Here is a 14,547-nt window from a genome sequence, read left to right as displayed (position 1 = left end):
TCAAAGAAAACTATGTGGTCTGTAGGCGTTTGATCTCATCAAGAGAAAGACCTGTAGTTTGTGATATGATGTCAGTAGAAATGCCGGCCTTAAGTAAGTTTTGGCCACCTCGATTTCTCTTTCTTTTCTGCCCTTTTCTTCGCCGATGAGGATGCCTTCCTCCCTGCCTTTTTCATGGCCGATTTGGATAGCTTCTCTATTTATGACTGATCAGACTATATTATTCTGTCTAGCAACCAATCTGGTGCTTCTCTACCTTTTTCCCATTTAGCAAACCTCATCTTTTCTTTTAGGTAATATTCTCTATAGGCTTCTATTGGATTACTACATTTATATCGATCAGGTAATGCTTGTGTAAAAGCTTGTATATTAGCTGATTGAAAAATTAGCAAATCCTTATTATTATCACACCAATCTATAACTTCTTCGGATTTATGAGTTCTTTTGTATCGCAAGCTATACTCTATACACAATTCTTTTCCGTACTTTATCAACCAATTAAAGTTTCTTTTTGATTGTCTAGCCCATAAAGAACAAGGATGGTTTTTATGAGTAAGTTTATATGGAACTTCTATATTCTGGTCTGTGATGCTGACTAAAGGATTTGGCGCTTTTAGTGCTATTGAAAAAACACTACTAAGTAATTGAGCAGTTTCTAATGGCATTTTTACTATGTGTTTATCGCACAACATTTGTGCTGCAATTGCTGGGTTTTCATCTAGTACAAAGATGTTCATCTAGGTGTTAAAAGATAAAATCAGATTAAGCCTTTGACTTCATTAACTGTAAGACCAGTAGTTTGAGCTATGATATCAATAGAAACCCCTGCTTTAAGTAGATTTTTTGCAACTGTTATCTTAGCTTGTTTTTCACCCTCCTCCGCGCCAATTTTAATGCCTTCCTCCTTGCCTTCCGCTCTGCCTTTTTCATGACCGATTTGGATGCCTTCTTGTCTACCTTCATGTTTAGCATCATCGAGTTTTTGAGCAAGGACAGCCTGTTCATCACGAATACGCTTTATCTCTTGTTCATAGGCAATAAATTCTTTTTCTGACCAGTTGAACCTATTTAGTTCTTCATATGCTCTTTTAATTATTAGGTCACTTCCTATTATTCTCTCTAGCTCTTCTTCACTAGTTTCATCTGCATATCTGAAAAAGTATACCCATTTTTCAACTATACTTGAAAGCTGATCTTCTTTGGTTTTTAGAAATTTAGGCAACTCAATAAATATAAAGTAAAAATCTTTTAGATCATGCTCATTAGTATCTTCATCACGAATAGTGTGCTTTGATTTGTACTCAGACTTATCAGGAAATAAAATACAATCTGCTATAGCAATAAAGATAATTTCCTTAAGGTCATGATATTGATCGCCTTTGTCAGCCTGTCTTGAATAGGCTTTAGCAGCATAGTATTGAGCACGTTTTTCAAAGCCCTTAGTTTTAGCGACCTGCATTTCAACTATCACTTGCAGCCCATTTTCATCCCTACAAAGAACATCAACAATGCTTTGTTTTTTAGAAGCAATATCAGGGTCTTGAATAGTACTTAAGAACTCTATATCCTTTATTGTACTTTTGCCAGTGAAGCCAAGGATATCATTAAGGAAGTGAATAAGAATGTCCTTATTTTTTTCAGTACCAAAGATGCGCTTGAACGATATATCATTCTTGGGATCGAGAAACTTGGAAAGAGCCATGAGAAAGTAAGATAAAAAGCATTAATGATTATACACAATTGTGAAGAAATATTCAACATTTTTGTTTTTAGGTCTTATTTTGATCTTCAAGAGTATTGGTGAAAAAAATGTCTTTCATAAATGACCTCAGAATGGCATTTAGATGGAGAATTTACGACTTTTATAACTATCTCTAAAAATGGCCTCAAAACCCAGGATTTTTATAACCTCTTATCTACCGTTTCTTAAACCGCCCCCCTGACATTAAAATGGACTATTATCTGTATTACACTAAAATTAGTATAAAAGCTCCCCGGGCCGGATTCGAACCAGCGACCAATTGGTTAACAGCCAACTGCTCTACCACTGAGCTACCGAGGAATAAACTGGTTTGAATTTATCATGTTGAACGCTGATTGTAAACGGTTTTTGCAATAAAGCGTAGCTGAGCAGCAGAAAACGGTAGAGGAAAGAACTTCGCTTTAACCATATTACACTGGCCCGTTTTATTCTTTGCTTGTTCAAGTATTTTCTGCCGCTTCGCTAGATTGGAGGTGCTCACGATTTACAAAGCACTAAGAGAAAAACTCCAAAGATTAAAAACCACCATTTTAGCTTGTCATAGCGTGAGCATTGGATATACTAGTCCTCAGCAAAACGCAGGCAAATATGTTAGTACAATTTCTATCTAAAACTTCCAAGCAGCTGAAGAAGCATTGTGCATTGTTAAGCAATGAGGAAAAACAAAGTCTTTATAACGAAGTGCTAGAAGAAGTTAAAAATACACCTAGAAATTCTCAAGGCAATATAGATCAGCTAAAGAAGTTGAGTAAAGTAGCTGTTGCAATAGAAGAAACTACTGATAGTGAGTTACTAGAACAGTTTAATGATGGTCATCCGCTGAGAGAAGTTAATATTGCCTATGTTTCTGGAGAAGCTACAAACTATTTATTTAGCCTTGGTGATTCATCAGAACTATATGATTTGAAAGAGAATAGAGAAAAAGCAATTTATCAGGCAATCAAATCAAATGATAGAGAGTTAGTAAAACATCTGCTAATGATTCTTACGTCTGATGAGATAGAGATTGAATTTTTTAAGGAATTAGAGACGTTGCTGTCAGGAGTGTATGAAGAATTAAAAGAAAACTTATCACAAGATATGAAAAATTACCTAGAAAAAAATATAAGTCTAAAACGGTTTATGTATAGTAATGTTGATGTATTAATAGCAAAGCCTGTTGATATACAAGCAATGATTAACCTATTTATAGTTCAATCTGGAGTAAATTATAAAATAGATGAGTTATTACTGATGAAAATAGCAGAAGGCTTAGAAGAAGTGGAATTGCTATCACAAGTAAATCAGATGATAGAGAAACTAAGGGAACATGAAAGGTTTGTAGAATTGGAATATAAGGTAAGAAGGTTAAAATCGGAACTAGCAAGTGGAAAGAGCAAATATTCAAATGAGATTATCAAGTTTAGTATTGAAGAGCGAGAAAGGGAAATGGGGGAGATTGGAAATAAAAGCAACCAAGTAATAAACGAAAGGGAGAAATTATTATCAAGATTTAGCAACAATGCAAATAGAAGACATTAGTGAGCAAGCAATTTGTGGGGTGTTGGTTTTATGTGGAAACTTTAATAAAATCTTAGAATATATTTATTTTGAAATTCATGTGAAAAAGAGTGACCACTGGCAACGGTAGTTACGATAACGCAACTGATTCTTTAGACTACAAAGTAGGACAAAGAGTAAAATATTGGAGATTAGAACGAGGGTATACCCAGAAGGAGTTAGCGAAGAAAATCGGTGTATCATATTGGCTAATACTTCATTACGAAAAAGGGAAACGTAGAATTCCAATCGAAAGGTTATATGCTATAGCAGATGCATTATCAGTAAGTATTAAAGATCTTGTTCCTGTGTCAAATGGAAAAAGTTATCTTGAAAACGAAGAAGAAGAAATATTAAATTTAGTAAGAAAATATAAAACGATTAATGATCAAGAATTATGCAAGGTATTTTATTTATTAACCAAATCTGCTCAGCTCAGTGAAAAAAATAGTAGAAAAGCAGAGAGAATGGAAATAGCAAGAAATCTAGTTAAAGCGGGAGTTTCTGTTGATATTGTCTCAAAAATAATCGGCTTATCTGTTGATAAATATATTAAGAAAAAAACTGATTCTATATTCCAAAAAATAGGGAAAAAGATAAAAGGGTGGAGGCTGGCACGGAAGTATACTCAGTTAGAATTAGCGAAAAAAATCGGTATAACACGTCAAAAAATAAGCAAATATGAGCAAGGACGAACTACTATTCCGCTTGATAAATTATACGACATAGCAGAAGCATTATCGATTAGTATCATAGATCTACTACCTGAATCAGCAGAAGATGAGGATGACAAAGTAGAAAATGAATTACCGAATGTAATTGAAGAATACAAGAAAATTGAGAATCAAGAGTTACGCAATGCGCTAATCAAGTCTTTGTTTGAAGGCATACGAATTTGTGAGGAAAAAATTAGAAAAGCAGAGAAGATTAAAGTTGCAAAGGATTTAGTAAAAGGAGGAATTTCTATTGATATTATTTTGCAAACAATTGGTTTATCTGCTGATCAAATTGCATGATTTGAAAGTTTTTATAGTTGATGAAAGGCATCGCAGCAGAAGTATTGCCACAGTGTATGAAAAAATCATAGCAAATATTAGGCTTTAATAAAGTCCTATGGTAAAGTACATAAGTTTTCTTGTTTCTATAAATATATGTTTATTCCTGTAAGAGAAGTTAGCGACTTTAGCTACGTTAACCTAGTTGGTTCTATGAGCTACAAGATAGGACAAAAAATAGAAAATTGCAGGTTAATGCAAGGATATACGCAGGCAGAGTTAGCAAGTAAGATCGGGTTAACATATCAAGAAATAAACAGCTATGAACTAGGATATATTCTTATTCCGATTGAGATACCATATACAATAGCAGAGGAATTATCAATTAGTGTTACAGATCTACTACCTGAACCAGTAGTAGTAAGGAAAGACAGTTATTGTGAAGATGAGGATGAAGAAATACTCTATCTCTCAAAAATATATGGAAAAATTCAGGATCAAAAGTTACGCAAGGTAGTGCGTCCATTGATCAGATCTGTCTATGTTAGTGAAAAATTTAATCAAGAAGAAGCGAGAATAGAAGTAGCAAAGAATCTAGTTAAGGAAGGGGTTTGTGTTGATGTTATCTTTCAGGTAACTGGCTTATCTACTTACGAATATGATAGTGCAGAAGAAGAAGTTCATACTGATTCTATACACTATAAAATAGGACAAAGAATAAAAAAATGGAGGTTGATAAGAAGATATAATCAGAAAGATTTAGCGGATAAAGTTGGTTTAACACCTAGGAAAATACACAACTATGAGAGAGGATACACAGCAGTTCCATATGACAAATTACATGAAATAGCAGAAGCATTATCGGTCAATGTTAAGGCTCTGCTACCTAAAACAAGAAAAAATAAGGATAGTAAAGAAGAAAATGAATTATTGGGTTTCATAAGTGAGTACAGAAAAACTGAGGATCAAGAATCAGTGGATATATTAGACGGATTAGTAAAGTCTTTATCTGAAGACATGAAGACTGGCAAAGGAAAGGTTAAAAAAGCAGAGAAAATTAAGGTTGCAAAAAATCTACTTAAGTTAGGCGTTTCTATCGATGTTATCTCACGAACAACTGGCTTATCTGCTAAGGAATTTGCGTAATTTGAAGGTATCGTAGCAGAAATTTTATATAGAGCTATCTGATATAACTCTTATTTTTCAAATTTTGAATATGTTGAAAAAAACGACCTCCACAGAAGAGCTTACAGAGGCATTTGAGGTGTTGGACGTCCTTTAAGGTCATCTTTTTGCAATTGCCTCTGTAATATGGCTCTAAAGCCTTTTAAATGAGATATGGTAATTTTTCGCGCAATTATGCCCCAAAAACACCTATTTTTAGGGTTTCCCCAAGTAAACTATAAAGGCAAAGCAGCGACCCATTCTTCTTCAGTTAAAATTTTAATCCCTAACTCCAAAGCTTTTTGATACTTTGACCCAGGTTTTTCACCGACCACCACAATGTCCGTTTTATTTGACACACTTGAGCTTACGTTGGCACCTAAAGATTCGGCTTTTGCTTGCGCTTCTTTTCTTTCCATAGTTGATAGAGTTCCAGTGAAAACTATTGTTTTACCGCTGAAAGGGGAATTACTGGTATTAGTACTAACAGGCAGAATGGTTAATTGATTAGCAAGCTCATTTACCATTTCAATATTATCTTCATTGGAGAAAAACTCTTCCAAGGAATCTGCTGTTTTTTCTCCTACCCCAATTATTCTCATTAGTTGGTAGAGAGCTTTGTCATCAGAAGATAATTTAACCATTACTTCATACCAATTTTCGTAGGACTTATAATGGTTGGCTAGGACTTTTGCTACACCAGGTCCAACATATCTTATTGCTAGGGAAGATATAAACTTTTCAAGCGTTACAGTTCTTCTACTATTGATAGAATCCAGCAAATTAGATACAGATTTTTTACCCCATCCCTCTAGCCCACTTAAGCTGAATTTTTTGAGCTTTTCTTCCAGAGCAAAAATGTCGGATATTTTCCTTACCAAACCAAGGTCATGAAGGGACTCCATTTGCTTACCACCAAAACCAGTAATATCAAGACCTTTCTCAGAGACAAAATATTTTAGCTTTCCTATTTGCTGTGCTGGGCAGATGTTTTCTCCGGTACATCTTTCCCAGTCATCAATATCGCTCCCGCATTCAGGGCAGGTGTCGGGAAAAACAAACTTTGGTGCATTTCGAGAACGAGCACTTTTATCAACATCGATAATTTTAGGAATTACATCGCCAGATCGAGCTACTACCACTACGTCGCCTTCTCTTATGTCCTTGCGCTCAATTTCATCTTTATTATATAGAGTTGCTCTTGTAACGATAACCCCTCCTATATTTATTGGAGCTAATTGAGCAACTGGTGTTAATTGGCTCGTTCTGCCGACTTGTACTAATATCTTCTCTATTTTAGTTTTTCCATGAGCTGCAGGAAATTTGTGAGCTATTGCCCATCTAGGAGCTTTATTTGTATTACCTAGACGTTCTTGCAACTGTAAGTTATTGATTTTACAGACTATTCCATCAACATCATAACCCAATTCATGGCAATTATCATGTATTCTATGATAAAACTTCAGCATTTCGTCCAAGTTTTTTGCTAAACATTGATGCTCATTTACACAGAATCCAAGCTTTTTCAGCTTATTTAATACTTCAGATTGGGTTTTTTCTGTTCCGCCGATCAAAGAGTATGCAAAATATTTCAATGGCCTGCGAGCAGTAACTTCTGGATTTAGCTGCCTTAATGAGCCTGAGGCTAAGTTACGTGGGGTGGAGAATTCATTGTTTTTATTTAATTTTAAAAAGTCATCATTTCTGATATAGACTTCTCCTCTGATTTCCAATCTACCCTTTATGTCAGGTAACACTTTAGGCAATCCTTCTATAGTCGCCACATTTTTTGTCACATCCTCACCATATTGGCCGTTTCCACGAGTCAAACCCTTAATGAACACACCATCTTCATAGATTGCAGAAAAAGACAACCCATCGATCTTTGGCTCACATATGATTTCTAACTCATGCACATTTAGAAGTTTTCTGACCCTAGCAAGGAATTCTTCAAGGTCTTCTTGTTTATAGGAGTTATTCAAAGAGAGCATAGGCACAATATGCTGTACTTCCGCAAACCTTTCATCAGGTGCAGCTCCAACTGTTACATCAATTCCTAGAAGTTGTGCTTTGGCTTTCAGATCATCGTATTGTGCATCAGTTATTTCTGAAGTATTTTTCTGATAGTACAACTCATTGTGATGTTCTATTTCTTTTTGTAGTTTTATTGCATTTTTACTCATAAAGTACCTCTTTTTGTGACTATTCCAGTATACAGCGTCAATCGTAAATAAATTATTGACTCATGCACTCGCTACCGCCGTGTTTTTTGGGTAGAATGTTTGTACTGCGAGTGGGCCTTATTAAAAGTATAATATTTAAATAGAAATAGTGAGATATTTAATTATTAGAGATCTTGGTCTTTACAGATTTCTACGTCCGAGTAATAAAGCTTTAATACACTTTGATAACACTATATAAATTCTCAAGATTTGTGCAACAATGACTACTACCAAAAATAAAATAGATCCTGATTCTTTATGCTATCAAATAACTCAAAAGGCAAAAGATATTAGGTTAAAGATGGGGTGCTCTCAGATTGAGTTCGCAAAAAGAGCTGGTGTAGCAAAGTCAACGGTTATAAATTATGAGCTAGGAGTATACAGTATTGAACCTACAACTCTCGAGAGGATGGCAAATAAATTATATTATGACATTGACGTTTTCTTTCCTGAGCCACCAGAAGGACTATATATTAGTCGCGAAAATAAGCAGGCATTTTGTTTATTGCAATCCCTAAAAAGAATTAAGGACCTGAAAGTTCATGAAGCAGTGTGTACACTAACTAGATTTTTGTCAGAGGGAATTAAAGTTAACAAGGCTATAACAGAAGTAAGGCCTATAAAATCCCAAATGGCACAAAAGGCAAAAGACTGGCGGTTTATTAGAGGTTATACACAGGTGGAGCTTGCGGATAAAGCTGGGTTATCACGGACTCAAGTCAATACATACGAAAGAGAAATATTGTCATCATTCAAGCATATACCTGAATTAGCAAAAGGGCTATCAATAAGTTTTGTAGTTCTACTGCCTACATCAAAAGCAGAAAGTTATTGTAAAGATGATAATGGTCAAGGAGAAAACAAGATATTCCATATAATGAAAGAATACAAAAAAATTGAAAATACAAAGATAAAAGATTTATGGAGCTCATTTTTAACCAAGTTAATAAAAATTTGTGAAAAGGAAGAGGAAAGCTGAAGGAAATTTATCTGCCTCTTCCCTTATATTTACCTCGGATTGAGGCCTGTGCCTTGACAAATAGCTCCCAATACCCTTTTTCACTCCCTTCTTCGTTTATCAGATGTGCTAAACGCCACATCAATTCCCTCTCGAGTATTGACTTCTTTGTCCATTTACCCACCGGTTTTGCAATTCCTACTATTTTTAGATCTTCTTTATAAACTCGGATATCATCTGGATTATGTTCAATTTCCTCTCCACTCTCTTCTACTACTATCACCTTTCTGGCAGGACTTTTATACACTCTTCTGCTCAGAAGGGAAAATATTTTAATAGCAACAATTATTATTATGCCACATATACAAATTTGCTCGTAGAACATCGCTTCTACTCCCATATTATTCCATGACGCAAAAATATTTTCATAATTTCCTTATTTTTATCAGCCATAGCGTTTTTTAGTGCTGTGTAACCTTCTTCAGAGTTATAAAAACATTTCAGATCAACATCTGCTTTTCTACGCAGCAACAATTCCACAATTTCTTTGTTGCCATTCATCACAGCTAAGTGTAACGGTGTGCAACCATCTCTCCCGGTTGTGTTGATATTGGCTCTACTGCGTAATAGAAGCTCTACGTGATCTTCTTTATTCAATGAAACTGCTATGAGCAGAGGAGTACTACCTTTTTTGTCTTTCACCTCAAGAGAAGCACCTGCTTTTATCAGCAATCCCAACATTACGTTGTCAGCATATTGTACAGCCAAATGTAGTGGAGATTGACCTAGACAATTTAAGCAGTTATTATTGGCACCAAATCGCAACAAAGTTTGCATAACTTCTATACGCTGATACTTTACTGCAAGATGTAGGGGAGTATTACCGTAAATATTACGGACACTGATATTTTTACTCCTTATTACAATAATGTCTACTATTTCCGTATAGCCAAATATAGAAGCAATATGCAGTATTGTATTTCCTTCTTTGCCTGTAGCATCAACATTAGCACCATGTTGGACAAGGGATTCAATAGTTCTATGCAAGTTCTTTGCTGCACAAAAATGTAAGAACCAAATACCCAATCTGCTATTTATGATCCATGCGAAGACTGCATGAACCAATAAAAAGAGCAAACTAGGGTTGTTAAGCTTCTCGACCTTTTTGGAAGCATCTTGTAAGATTTTCTCAATTATCATACATACCCCACACAAAATGTGCTTACGTATAAGTATGTAGTGACAAATATTTTTAAATTATTAACTCATGCACTCGCTACCGCCGTATTTTTGGGGGTAAAACATTTATGTTACAAGTGCGCTTTATTAAAAAGATAATATTTAAGTAGAAATAGTGAAGTATTTAATAGACTTGTTAATCGAGATCTCTGGAAATTTGTTTGGGATCTTTTTTTGCTGGCTCAATTGCTACGTTATCCAGCTTTTCTGGCTCAGCTACAGCTTTTGCTTTGTGTTGTTTAATGACTTTCTTTAATGTTTTGACTGCGATAAAATTGATACTGAAAACGCATGCGGAAGTTATTGCAAGTGCTGGAAAAGTGGGCAAATTGAACATTGGCAAAATCGCTATAATCGTTCCAGCAGATAGAAGAAACGCTAACTTTTTGCTTCCTATGATCTTGTTTTTCTTAGCTTTTATGGGATTCAGGCTTTTTAGCTTACCTTTTAGCTTTTTGAAGCCATTTTTAAACATATTCCCTTTTCCCAATTCCTTCTCTACAGATTTTGTTTTTAAGCTTTTTATTTTTTCTTTTATTCCTTTTTTATCTTTTTTTGCTTTAGAGGTTACTTTCGAGTATAGGTTAGGTTTCACCACAATTTCAGAGAGCGGTTTTGGCTTATCGTTTGAAGTTTTAGCTTCTTGATTTTTAGTTACGGCTTTATGTTTTTTGGATGAAACTATGTTTTTTAAACGTTTCTTTGCTTTTTTATATAAGTTCTTTATCTTGCTTGGCATCGTTTATAGTTCAATATTGCAAAATCTATCTATTGCTTCCTGGTTGTCCTCTATCATTGCATTTGCCTCTTGCTGAAGAGATTTGATATTTTTTGATGTAATATTATCCATGTCAGGTGATGCTATTTTTAATTGCGATTGTATGCGTATATATTTATCAGCTATAACTTGATCAAGTTGGTAGTTGACTGCATCTAAACTTGAAGAAAACATCACATGTAGTAGTGGTTTTATCCAGCTTATTTTTCCTAATCTTCTTGAATTAGCTATGCTTCTATCTGTTCTACCAGTACCTATCGATAACAGCACAATATCGTCATTTGGAAATAACCTTTTACCACTAGCATAAGCACAAGCCGCTGGATTATTGGCAAACACCCCGCCATCTACTAATAATTTATCTGTCTGGTCAATTTTTAGACGTTTTGGTGTGAAATAGGTAGGTGCTGCTGTTGTAGCTCTGAGTGCTTCTTTTAGTTTGATAAAGTTTCTATCTTCTCTCCAGCTTTTGAAGAAAAATGGGCAGTTATTGTGAATGTCATAACTGGTGAGCAGTAGATTACTCGCAACATCGGCCATAGTACTTTCACCAAAGTATTTGTTGAGAATAAATTCCATATTTCTATACGAGTACTGAGAACCACTCAGCCAAGAAGCAATTGATTTTCTCCAAAATGATGATTGAAAGATATAAGCTCCATACTCTTGGTAAAGTCCAACTAAATCATTGGCAGAGTATTGAGGTTTATTGCTTTTACAAAGTCCAGCAACAATAATCCCACCGGTTGAGGTTCCTGCCATTAAGTCAAAAATTTGAGAAATTGGCTTTTTTGTTCTAGATTCAATTTCTGCTAGAATAATGGCAGGAATTATTCCTCTGATTCCACCTCCATCAACAGATAAAATATACTTTGCCACTTTTTTATTTTTGTCTCTGCTCAAGTTCATTAACTTCCTCAGCAAGGTTTTTGACCCTTTCTTCAAGGCGATAGATGATTTCTGTAGTCCTTTGATTTTGCTCTATAAATTTATCATGCATATGCACTCTTAAATCGAGTTTTGCCAGCCACCAGATAAATGCTATTGTTTGTATCACCATAGTAGCAATTACTGCTACAGGGATCTTTCCTGTACTTTGGTTTTTCATCTTAAAGTTCTCTTGCACAAATAGCTGCGTATTGATATATACAAGATTCATCAAAATTACGTCCAAAAAATCTTTTCTAATACACCTACGACAATGTTGCCAATAATTTAAAACTTGAAAAAAGTATTTCCAGAAAACTTTTATGTCCAAAAGTAAGAGCTCCATTTATTTATGACGCTAATGACGAACTAATTATCAGCTTTAATGTAGTGGATTAATAATGAGCATATTATTTAAATGGAATGTTATGAACAGTAAAGAAAGATTTGCCATACGAGTTAGTTATGAACCTGATAGGTTGGCAGAGGTATATTTATTAGACGCCTACACAAAATTAATGCCAGTGCTAAAGTATTCAGTAAATGCAAATAAAAAAGAACTTCAAGGAGGATCAAATGTTAACAGTAAGCTTATATGCAAGAGTTTCTTCAGAAAAACAAGTACAAGAGAATACGATTGCAAGTCAACTTTCAGCTTTAGAAAATAAAATTAAAGCAGATGGGCATGAATTGCTAGATGAACATAAATTCGTTGATAATGGCTATAGTGGATCTAATTTAGTTCGTCCTGCCTTAGAAAAATTACGTAATAAAGTAGCAGAAGGTAAAATTGACATAATCTATACGGCTACCGTTATATAAATAAACAGATGGAAGGAGGACAAGCTCGGTTTGAAGTTTATGAAGAAGAAGCGGAAGTGGTTCGTAAGCTATTTTCTTGGATAGGCAGAGAAAGAATGAGTGCTGGAGAAGTATGTCGACAGCTAAATACCATGTCTATCATGTCAGCGAAGGGAAAATGCTGGAATAAAGGCACGCTTTGTGGTACACTAAAAAATCCTGTCTATAAAGGACAAGCAGCTTTTGGTAAAACAAAGGTAGGTGCAAAGCTGCCGCAAATAAGACCATACAAACATTCCTGTGAACAACCTAAAAAGAATAGTTCTACCTATCGTGTTGGAAGGGAACATTGGATTTACATTCCAGTACCTAAAATAGTTGATGAAGATTTGTTTGATATAGTTCAAAAGCAATTAGCTGAGAACGCAAAAAGGCAAAGAGCAAGACAAATAGGAACAACTAATCTATTGCAAGGCTTATTGGTATGCAAGCGTTGCCAGTATTCTTATTATGCTAAAAGATATGGCAAGTCTCAAAAAAAATGTTATCGTTGTATTGGCGCAGATGCTTACCGTTTTGCTGGTAATAAGATTTGTAATAGTAAAACAATTCGTGCTTCTACATTAGAGACAGCTGTGTGGGAAGAAGTTAAAAGCCTATTAAAAAATCCAAACAGAATTTTAAAGGAATATCAGCGGGAGAGTAGACCAGTGGAACTTCCCCTACCAGTCTCTCGCAGAACTGTACATAAACCTCTCAGCTTATACAGCTCCCATTATTTAGCCTTTTTGACCCTAAACCTAGTGTCCAATGATAGAAAATATTTGGAGACCTATCTCTCACCTTTCCTAGAAATTGTCTTGCTAGTCTTCCGTGACTCCTGAGTCTCTTATATTTCCTTTTGACCCACTTTTCTAGATGCCGCTCTACATTCTTTAGAGATTTGTAGACCTCAGTTCTGTAAAATTTGCCATAGTACTGATACCAGCCTCTGACTATTGGATTTACTTTTCCTGATATCTCCTCTAATGTTATATGCGTATTTCGTAGCATTTTCCATGATCTTATGGTTGTAGTAATCTTTTTCTTGGCCTTGTTGCTAATTGCTGGGAGAAATGAAACAAAATGCTTCCCTATTTTATTTCTTGCTAACCTGGGTCTGAATGTGTAACCCAGAAAATCAAAACTTTGTTTAGGAAATTCATCTCTCCTATTGTCATCCTTACAGTACACTATCTGTGTCTTTTTAGGATGTATAGCCTTTCTTATAATAGTCCGAATGCGATAAGATATGTGTTTATGGCTATAGCAGGCCAGTAGCATATTACGGTCTGTTCGGATTATTGTAAAAAAAGCTATACTTTCAACCTATACTCAGCCAATCTTTCTTCGATCATTACTTTCACAAATCTTGTCTGTTTCTCTGTTCTGCAGTGCACTATCGCATCGTCCACATATCTCTCAAATGGTACCGTCGGATAGTTCTTTTTCATCCATATATCAAACACATGATGCATGAATATATTAGAGATGATTGGGCTAACTGAACCTCCTTGCGGAACTCCTTTATCCCTAACTACTTTACTGCCATCTGCAAGTTGTATAGGGGATTTCATCCACCTTTCAACATATAGTATGACCCATTTGCAGTCTGTGTGTTTCTTGATAGCCTGAAGTGCTAAGTCGTGATCCAGATTGTCGAAGAACCCTGATATATCAAGGTCTACCACCCAATCGTACTTCCAGCATCTCTTACGCGCTGTATCTACCGCATCCAATGCTGATTTATTCGATCTATAACCATATGAATCCTCATGGAATTTTGGCTCCACTAACGGTTCGAGATACATTGTTACTGCTGTTTGCGCTATCCTATCTGATACTGAAGGAACACATAAAATTCTTTGTCCTCCTCCCATATCTTTCGGTATTGCTACAGCTTTTACAGGCTCTGGAAAATAACTTCCGGATGACATACGATTCCATAGTTTGTATAGATTATCTTTTAGATTTTCCTCAAACTTTGTTATCGAAACCCCATCTACACCAGCAGCACCTCTATTTTTCGATACTTGTTTATAAGCTCTCCAAATAAGTTGCTTTGGTATATCAAAAGACTTTGTTTTATTCATTAACTCCTCCCTTTCGGTTGATAAATAACT

General features: G+C 35.2%; 15 protein-coding genes, 1 tRNA gene and 2 pseudogenes. 6 read left to right on the top strand and 12 right to left on the bottom strand.

Annotation, left to right across the window (positions count from 1 at the left end; translation table 11 throughout):
- Positions 1 to 10: 10 nt before the first annotated feature.
- The 4 genes and pseudogenes from OOK97_RS06050 to OOK97_RS06035 form a co-directional block, all read right to left on the bottom strand.
- Positions 11 to 171, bottom strand: a pseudogene (locus OOK97_RS06050) (Rpn family recombination-promoting nuclease/putative transposase); the annotation flags it as partial.
- Positions 172 to 215: 44 nt separating this feature from the next.
- Complete coding sequence (locus OOK97_RS06045; RefSeq protein WP_264705196.1) at positions 216 to 737, bottom strand: pyrimidine dimer DNA glycosylase/endonuclease V; 522 nt, start codon at positions 735 to 737, stop codon at positions 216 to 218.
- A gap of 20 nt (positions 738 to 757) precedes the next feature.
- Positions 758 to 1,702 carry an Rpn family recombination-promoting nuclease/putative transposase gene (locus OOK97_RS06040; protein ID WP_264705195.1) on the bottom strand — a complete coding sequence of 315 codons (945 nt, stop codon included), beginning with the start codon at positions 1,700 to 1,702 and terminating at the stop codon, positions 758 to 760.
- Positions 1,703 to 1,990: 288 nt separating this feature from the next.
- Positions 1,991 to 2,062, bottom strand: a tRNA-Asn gene (locus OOK97_RS06035).
- 288 nt (positions 2,063 to 2,350) lie between these two features.
- Here OOK97_RS06035 and OOK97_RS06030 point away from each other — a divergent pair.
- The 3 genes from OOK97_RS06030 (at position 2,351) to wmk (OOK97_RS06020) (ending at position 5,442) form a co-directional block, all read left to right on the top strand.
- Complete coding sequence (locus OOK97_RS06030; protein ID WP_264705194.1) at positions 2,351 to 3,283, top strand: hypothetical protein; 933 nt, start codon at positions 2,351 to 2,353, stop codon at positions 3,281 to 3,283.
- A gap of 89 nt (positions 3,284 to 3,372) precedes the next feature.
- Positions 3,373 to 4,317 carry a WO male-killing family protein Wmk gene (wmk, locus tag OOK97_RS06025; protein WP_264705193.1) on the top strand — a complete coding sequence of 315 codons (945 nt, stop codon included), beginning with the start codon at positions 3,373 to 3,375 and terminating at the stop codon, positions 4,315 to 4,317.
- A gap of 135 nt (positions 4,318 to 4,452) precedes the next feature.
- Positions 4,453 to 5,442: a WO male-killing family protein Wmk gene (gene wmk, locus OOK97_RS06020; RefSeq protein ID WP_264705192.1), complete on the top strand. Its 990-nt coding sequence runs from the start codon at positions 4,453 to 4,455 to the stop codon at positions 5,440 to 5,442.
- Positions 5,443 to 5,696: 254 nt separating this feature from the next.
- Here wmk (OOK97_RS06020) and ligA read toward each other — a convergent pair whose 3' ends face one another.
- Positions 5,697 to 7,643: an NAD-dependent DNA ligase LigA gene (gene ligA / locus OOK97_RS06015; protein WP_264705190.1), complete on the bottom strand. Its 1,947-nt coding sequence runs from the start codon at positions 7,641 to 7,643 to the stop codon at positions 5,697 to 5,699.
- 259 nt (positions 7,644 to 7,902) lie between these two features.
- Here ligA and OOK97_RS06010 point away from each other — a divergent pair, with 259 nt between their 5' ends.
- Positions 7,903 to 8,661 (top strand): helix-turn-helix transcriptional regulator, encoded by a 759-nt coding sequence (locus OOK97_RS06010; protein ID WP_264705189.1) that lies wholly within the window; start codon positions 7,903 to 7,905, stop codon positions 8,659 to 8,661.
- A 7-nt stretch (positions 8,662 to 8,668) separates the two neighbouring features.
- On the opposite strand, the gene OOK97_RS06005 is transcribed toward OOK97_RS06010, so the two are convergent.
- From OOK97_RS06005 to OOK97_RS05985, 5 genes are all read right to left on the bottom strand, one after another.
- On the bottom strand, positions 8,669 to 9,040 hold the full coding sequence (locus OOK97_RS06005) for a hypothetical protein (RefSeq protein WP_264705188.1): 372 nt from the start codon (positions 9,038 to 9,040) through the stop codon (positions 8,669 to 8,671).
- Positions 9,031 to 9,840 (bottom strand): ankyrin repeat domain-containing protein, encoded by an 810-nt coding sequence (locus tag OOK97_RS06000; RefSeq protein WP_264705187.1) that lies wholly within the window; start codon positions 9,838 to 9,840, stop codon positions 9,031 to 9,033. The genes OOK97_RS06005 and OOK97_RS06000 overlap by 10 nt, the downstream gene beginning before the upstream one ends.
- A 175-nt stretch (positions 9,841 to 10,015) precedes the next feature.
- Positions 10,016 to 10,618 carry a hypothetical protein gene (locus tag OOK97_RS05995; protein ID WP_264705186.1) on the bottom strand — a complete coding sequence of 201 codons (603 nt, stop codon included), beginning with the start codon at positions 10,616 to 10,618 and terminating at the stop codon, positions 10,016 to 10,018.
- 3 nt (positions 10,619 to 10,621) lie between these two features.
- Positions 10,622 to 11,536, bottom strand: coding sequence for a patatin-like phospholipase family protein (locus tag OOK97_RS05990; RefSeq protein WP_264705671.1), 915 nt, complete (start codon positions 11,534 to 11,536; stop codon positions 10,622 to 10,624).
- A 4-nt stretch (positions 11,537 to 11,540) separates the two neighbouring features.
- On the bottom strand, positions 11,541 to 11,765 hold the full coding sequence (locus OOK97_RS05985) for a hypothetical protein (protein ID WP_065094365.1): 225 nt from the start codon (positions 11,763 to 11,765) through the stop codon (positions 11,541 to 11,543).
- 362 nt (positions 11,766 to 12,127) lie between these two features.
- Between OOK97_RS05985 and OOK97_RS05980 the strand changes: the two genes are divergently transcribed.
- Both OOK97_RS05980 and OOK97_RS05975 read left to right on the top strand, forming a co-directional pair.
- The gene (locus OOK97_RS05980; RefSeq protein WP_264705185.1) at positions 12,128 to 12,406 is read left to right on the top strand and encodes a recombinase family protein; all 279 of its coding nucleotides are present in this window, start codon (positions 12,128 to 12,130) and stop codon (positions 12,404 to 12,406) included.
- An 8-nt stretch (positions 12,407 to 12,414) separates the two neighbouring features.
- Positions 12,415 to 13,269: a recombinase family protein gene (locus tag OOK97_RS05975; RefSeq protein WP_264705184.1), complete on the top strand. Its 855-nt coding sequence runs from the start codon at positions 12,415 to 12,417 to the stop codon at positions 13,267 to 13,269.
- 31 nt (positions 13,270 to 13,300) lie between these two features.
- On the opposite strand, the pseudogene OOK97_RS05970 reads toward OOK97_RS05975, so the two are convergent.
- Both OOK97_RS05970 and ltrA read right to left on the bottom strand, forming a co-directional pair.
- A pseudogene (locus OOK97_RS05970) lies at positions 13,301 to 13,438 on the bottom strand (group II intron maturase-specific domain-containing protein); the annotation flags it as partial.
- Between the two features lie 302 nt (positions 13,439 to 13,740).
- Positions 13,741 to 14,517, bottom strand: coding sequence for a group II intron reverse transcriptase/maturase (gene ltrA / locus OOK97_RS05965; protein ID WP_264705127.1), 777 nt, complete (start codon positions 14,515 to 14,517; stop codon positions 13,741 to 13,743).
- Positions 14,518 to 14,547: the final 30 nt, after the last annotated feature.

Origin of the sequence: Wolbachia endosymbiont (group A) of Gymnosoma rotundatum (assembly GCF_947250765.1) — a bacterium.
Lineage (GTDB): Bacteria > Pseudomonadota > Alphaproteobacteria > Rickettsiales > Anaplasmataceae > Wolbachia > Wolbachia pipientis.
Note: the sequence above shows the minus strand (reverse complement) of the source record. Positions and strands in the feature narration are given on the sequence as shown.

Bases quoted from the DNA above. Each gene is read 5' to 3' on its own strand.
- ligA (WP_264705190.1), bottom strand. From the start codon at position 7,643: ATGAGTAAAAATGCAATAAAACTACAAAAAGAAATAGAACATCACAAT.
- OOK97_RS05975 (WP_264705184.1), top strand. From the start codon at position 12,415: ATGGAAGGAGGACAAGCTCGGTTTGAAGTTTATGAAGAAGAAGCGGAA.
- OOK97_RS05985 (WP_065094365.1), bottom strand. From the start codon at position 11,765: ATGAAAAACCAAAGTACAGGAAAGATCCCTGTAGCAGTAATTGCTACT.
- OOK97_RS06010 (WP_264705189.1), top strand. From the start codon at position 7,903: ATGACTACTACCAAAAATAAAATAGATCCTGATTCTTTATGCTATCAA.
- OOK97_RS06005 (WP_264705188.1), bottom strand. From the start codon at position 9,040: ATGGGAGTAGAAGCGATGTTCTACGAGCAAATTTGTATATGTGGCATA.
- OOK97_RS06040 (WP_264705195.1), bottom strand. From the start codon at position 1,702: ATGGCTCTTTCCAAGTTTCTCGATCCCAAGAATGATATATCGTTCAAG.
- OOK97_RS06000 (WP_264705187.1), bottom strand. From the start codon at position 9,840: ATGATAATTGAGAAAATCTTACAAGATGCTTCCAAAAAGGTCGAGAAG.
- OOK97_RS06030 (WP_264705194.1), top strand. From the start codon at position 2,351: ATGTTAGTACAATTTCTATCTAAAACTTCCAAGCAGCTGAAGAAGCAT.
- OOK97_RS05980 (WP_264705185.1), top strand. From the start codon at position 12,128: ATGCAAATAAAAAAGAACTTCAAGGAGGATCAAATGTTAACAGTAAGC.
- ltrA (WP_264705127.1), bottom strand. From the start codon at position 14,517: ATGAATAAAACAAAGTCTTTTGATATACCAAAGCAACTTATTTGGAGA.
- wmk (WP_264705192.1), top strand. From the start codon at position 4,453: ATGTTTATTCCTGTAAGAGAAGTTAGCGACTTTAGCTACGTTAACCTA.
- OOK97_RS06045 (WP_264705196.1), bottom strand. From the start codon at position 737: ATGAACATCTTTGTACTAGATGAAAACCCAGCAATTGCAGCACAAATG.
- OOK97_RS05995 (WP_264705186.1), bottom strand. From the start codon at position 10,618: ATGCCAAGCAAGATAAAGAACTTATATAAAAAAGCAAAGAAACGTTTA.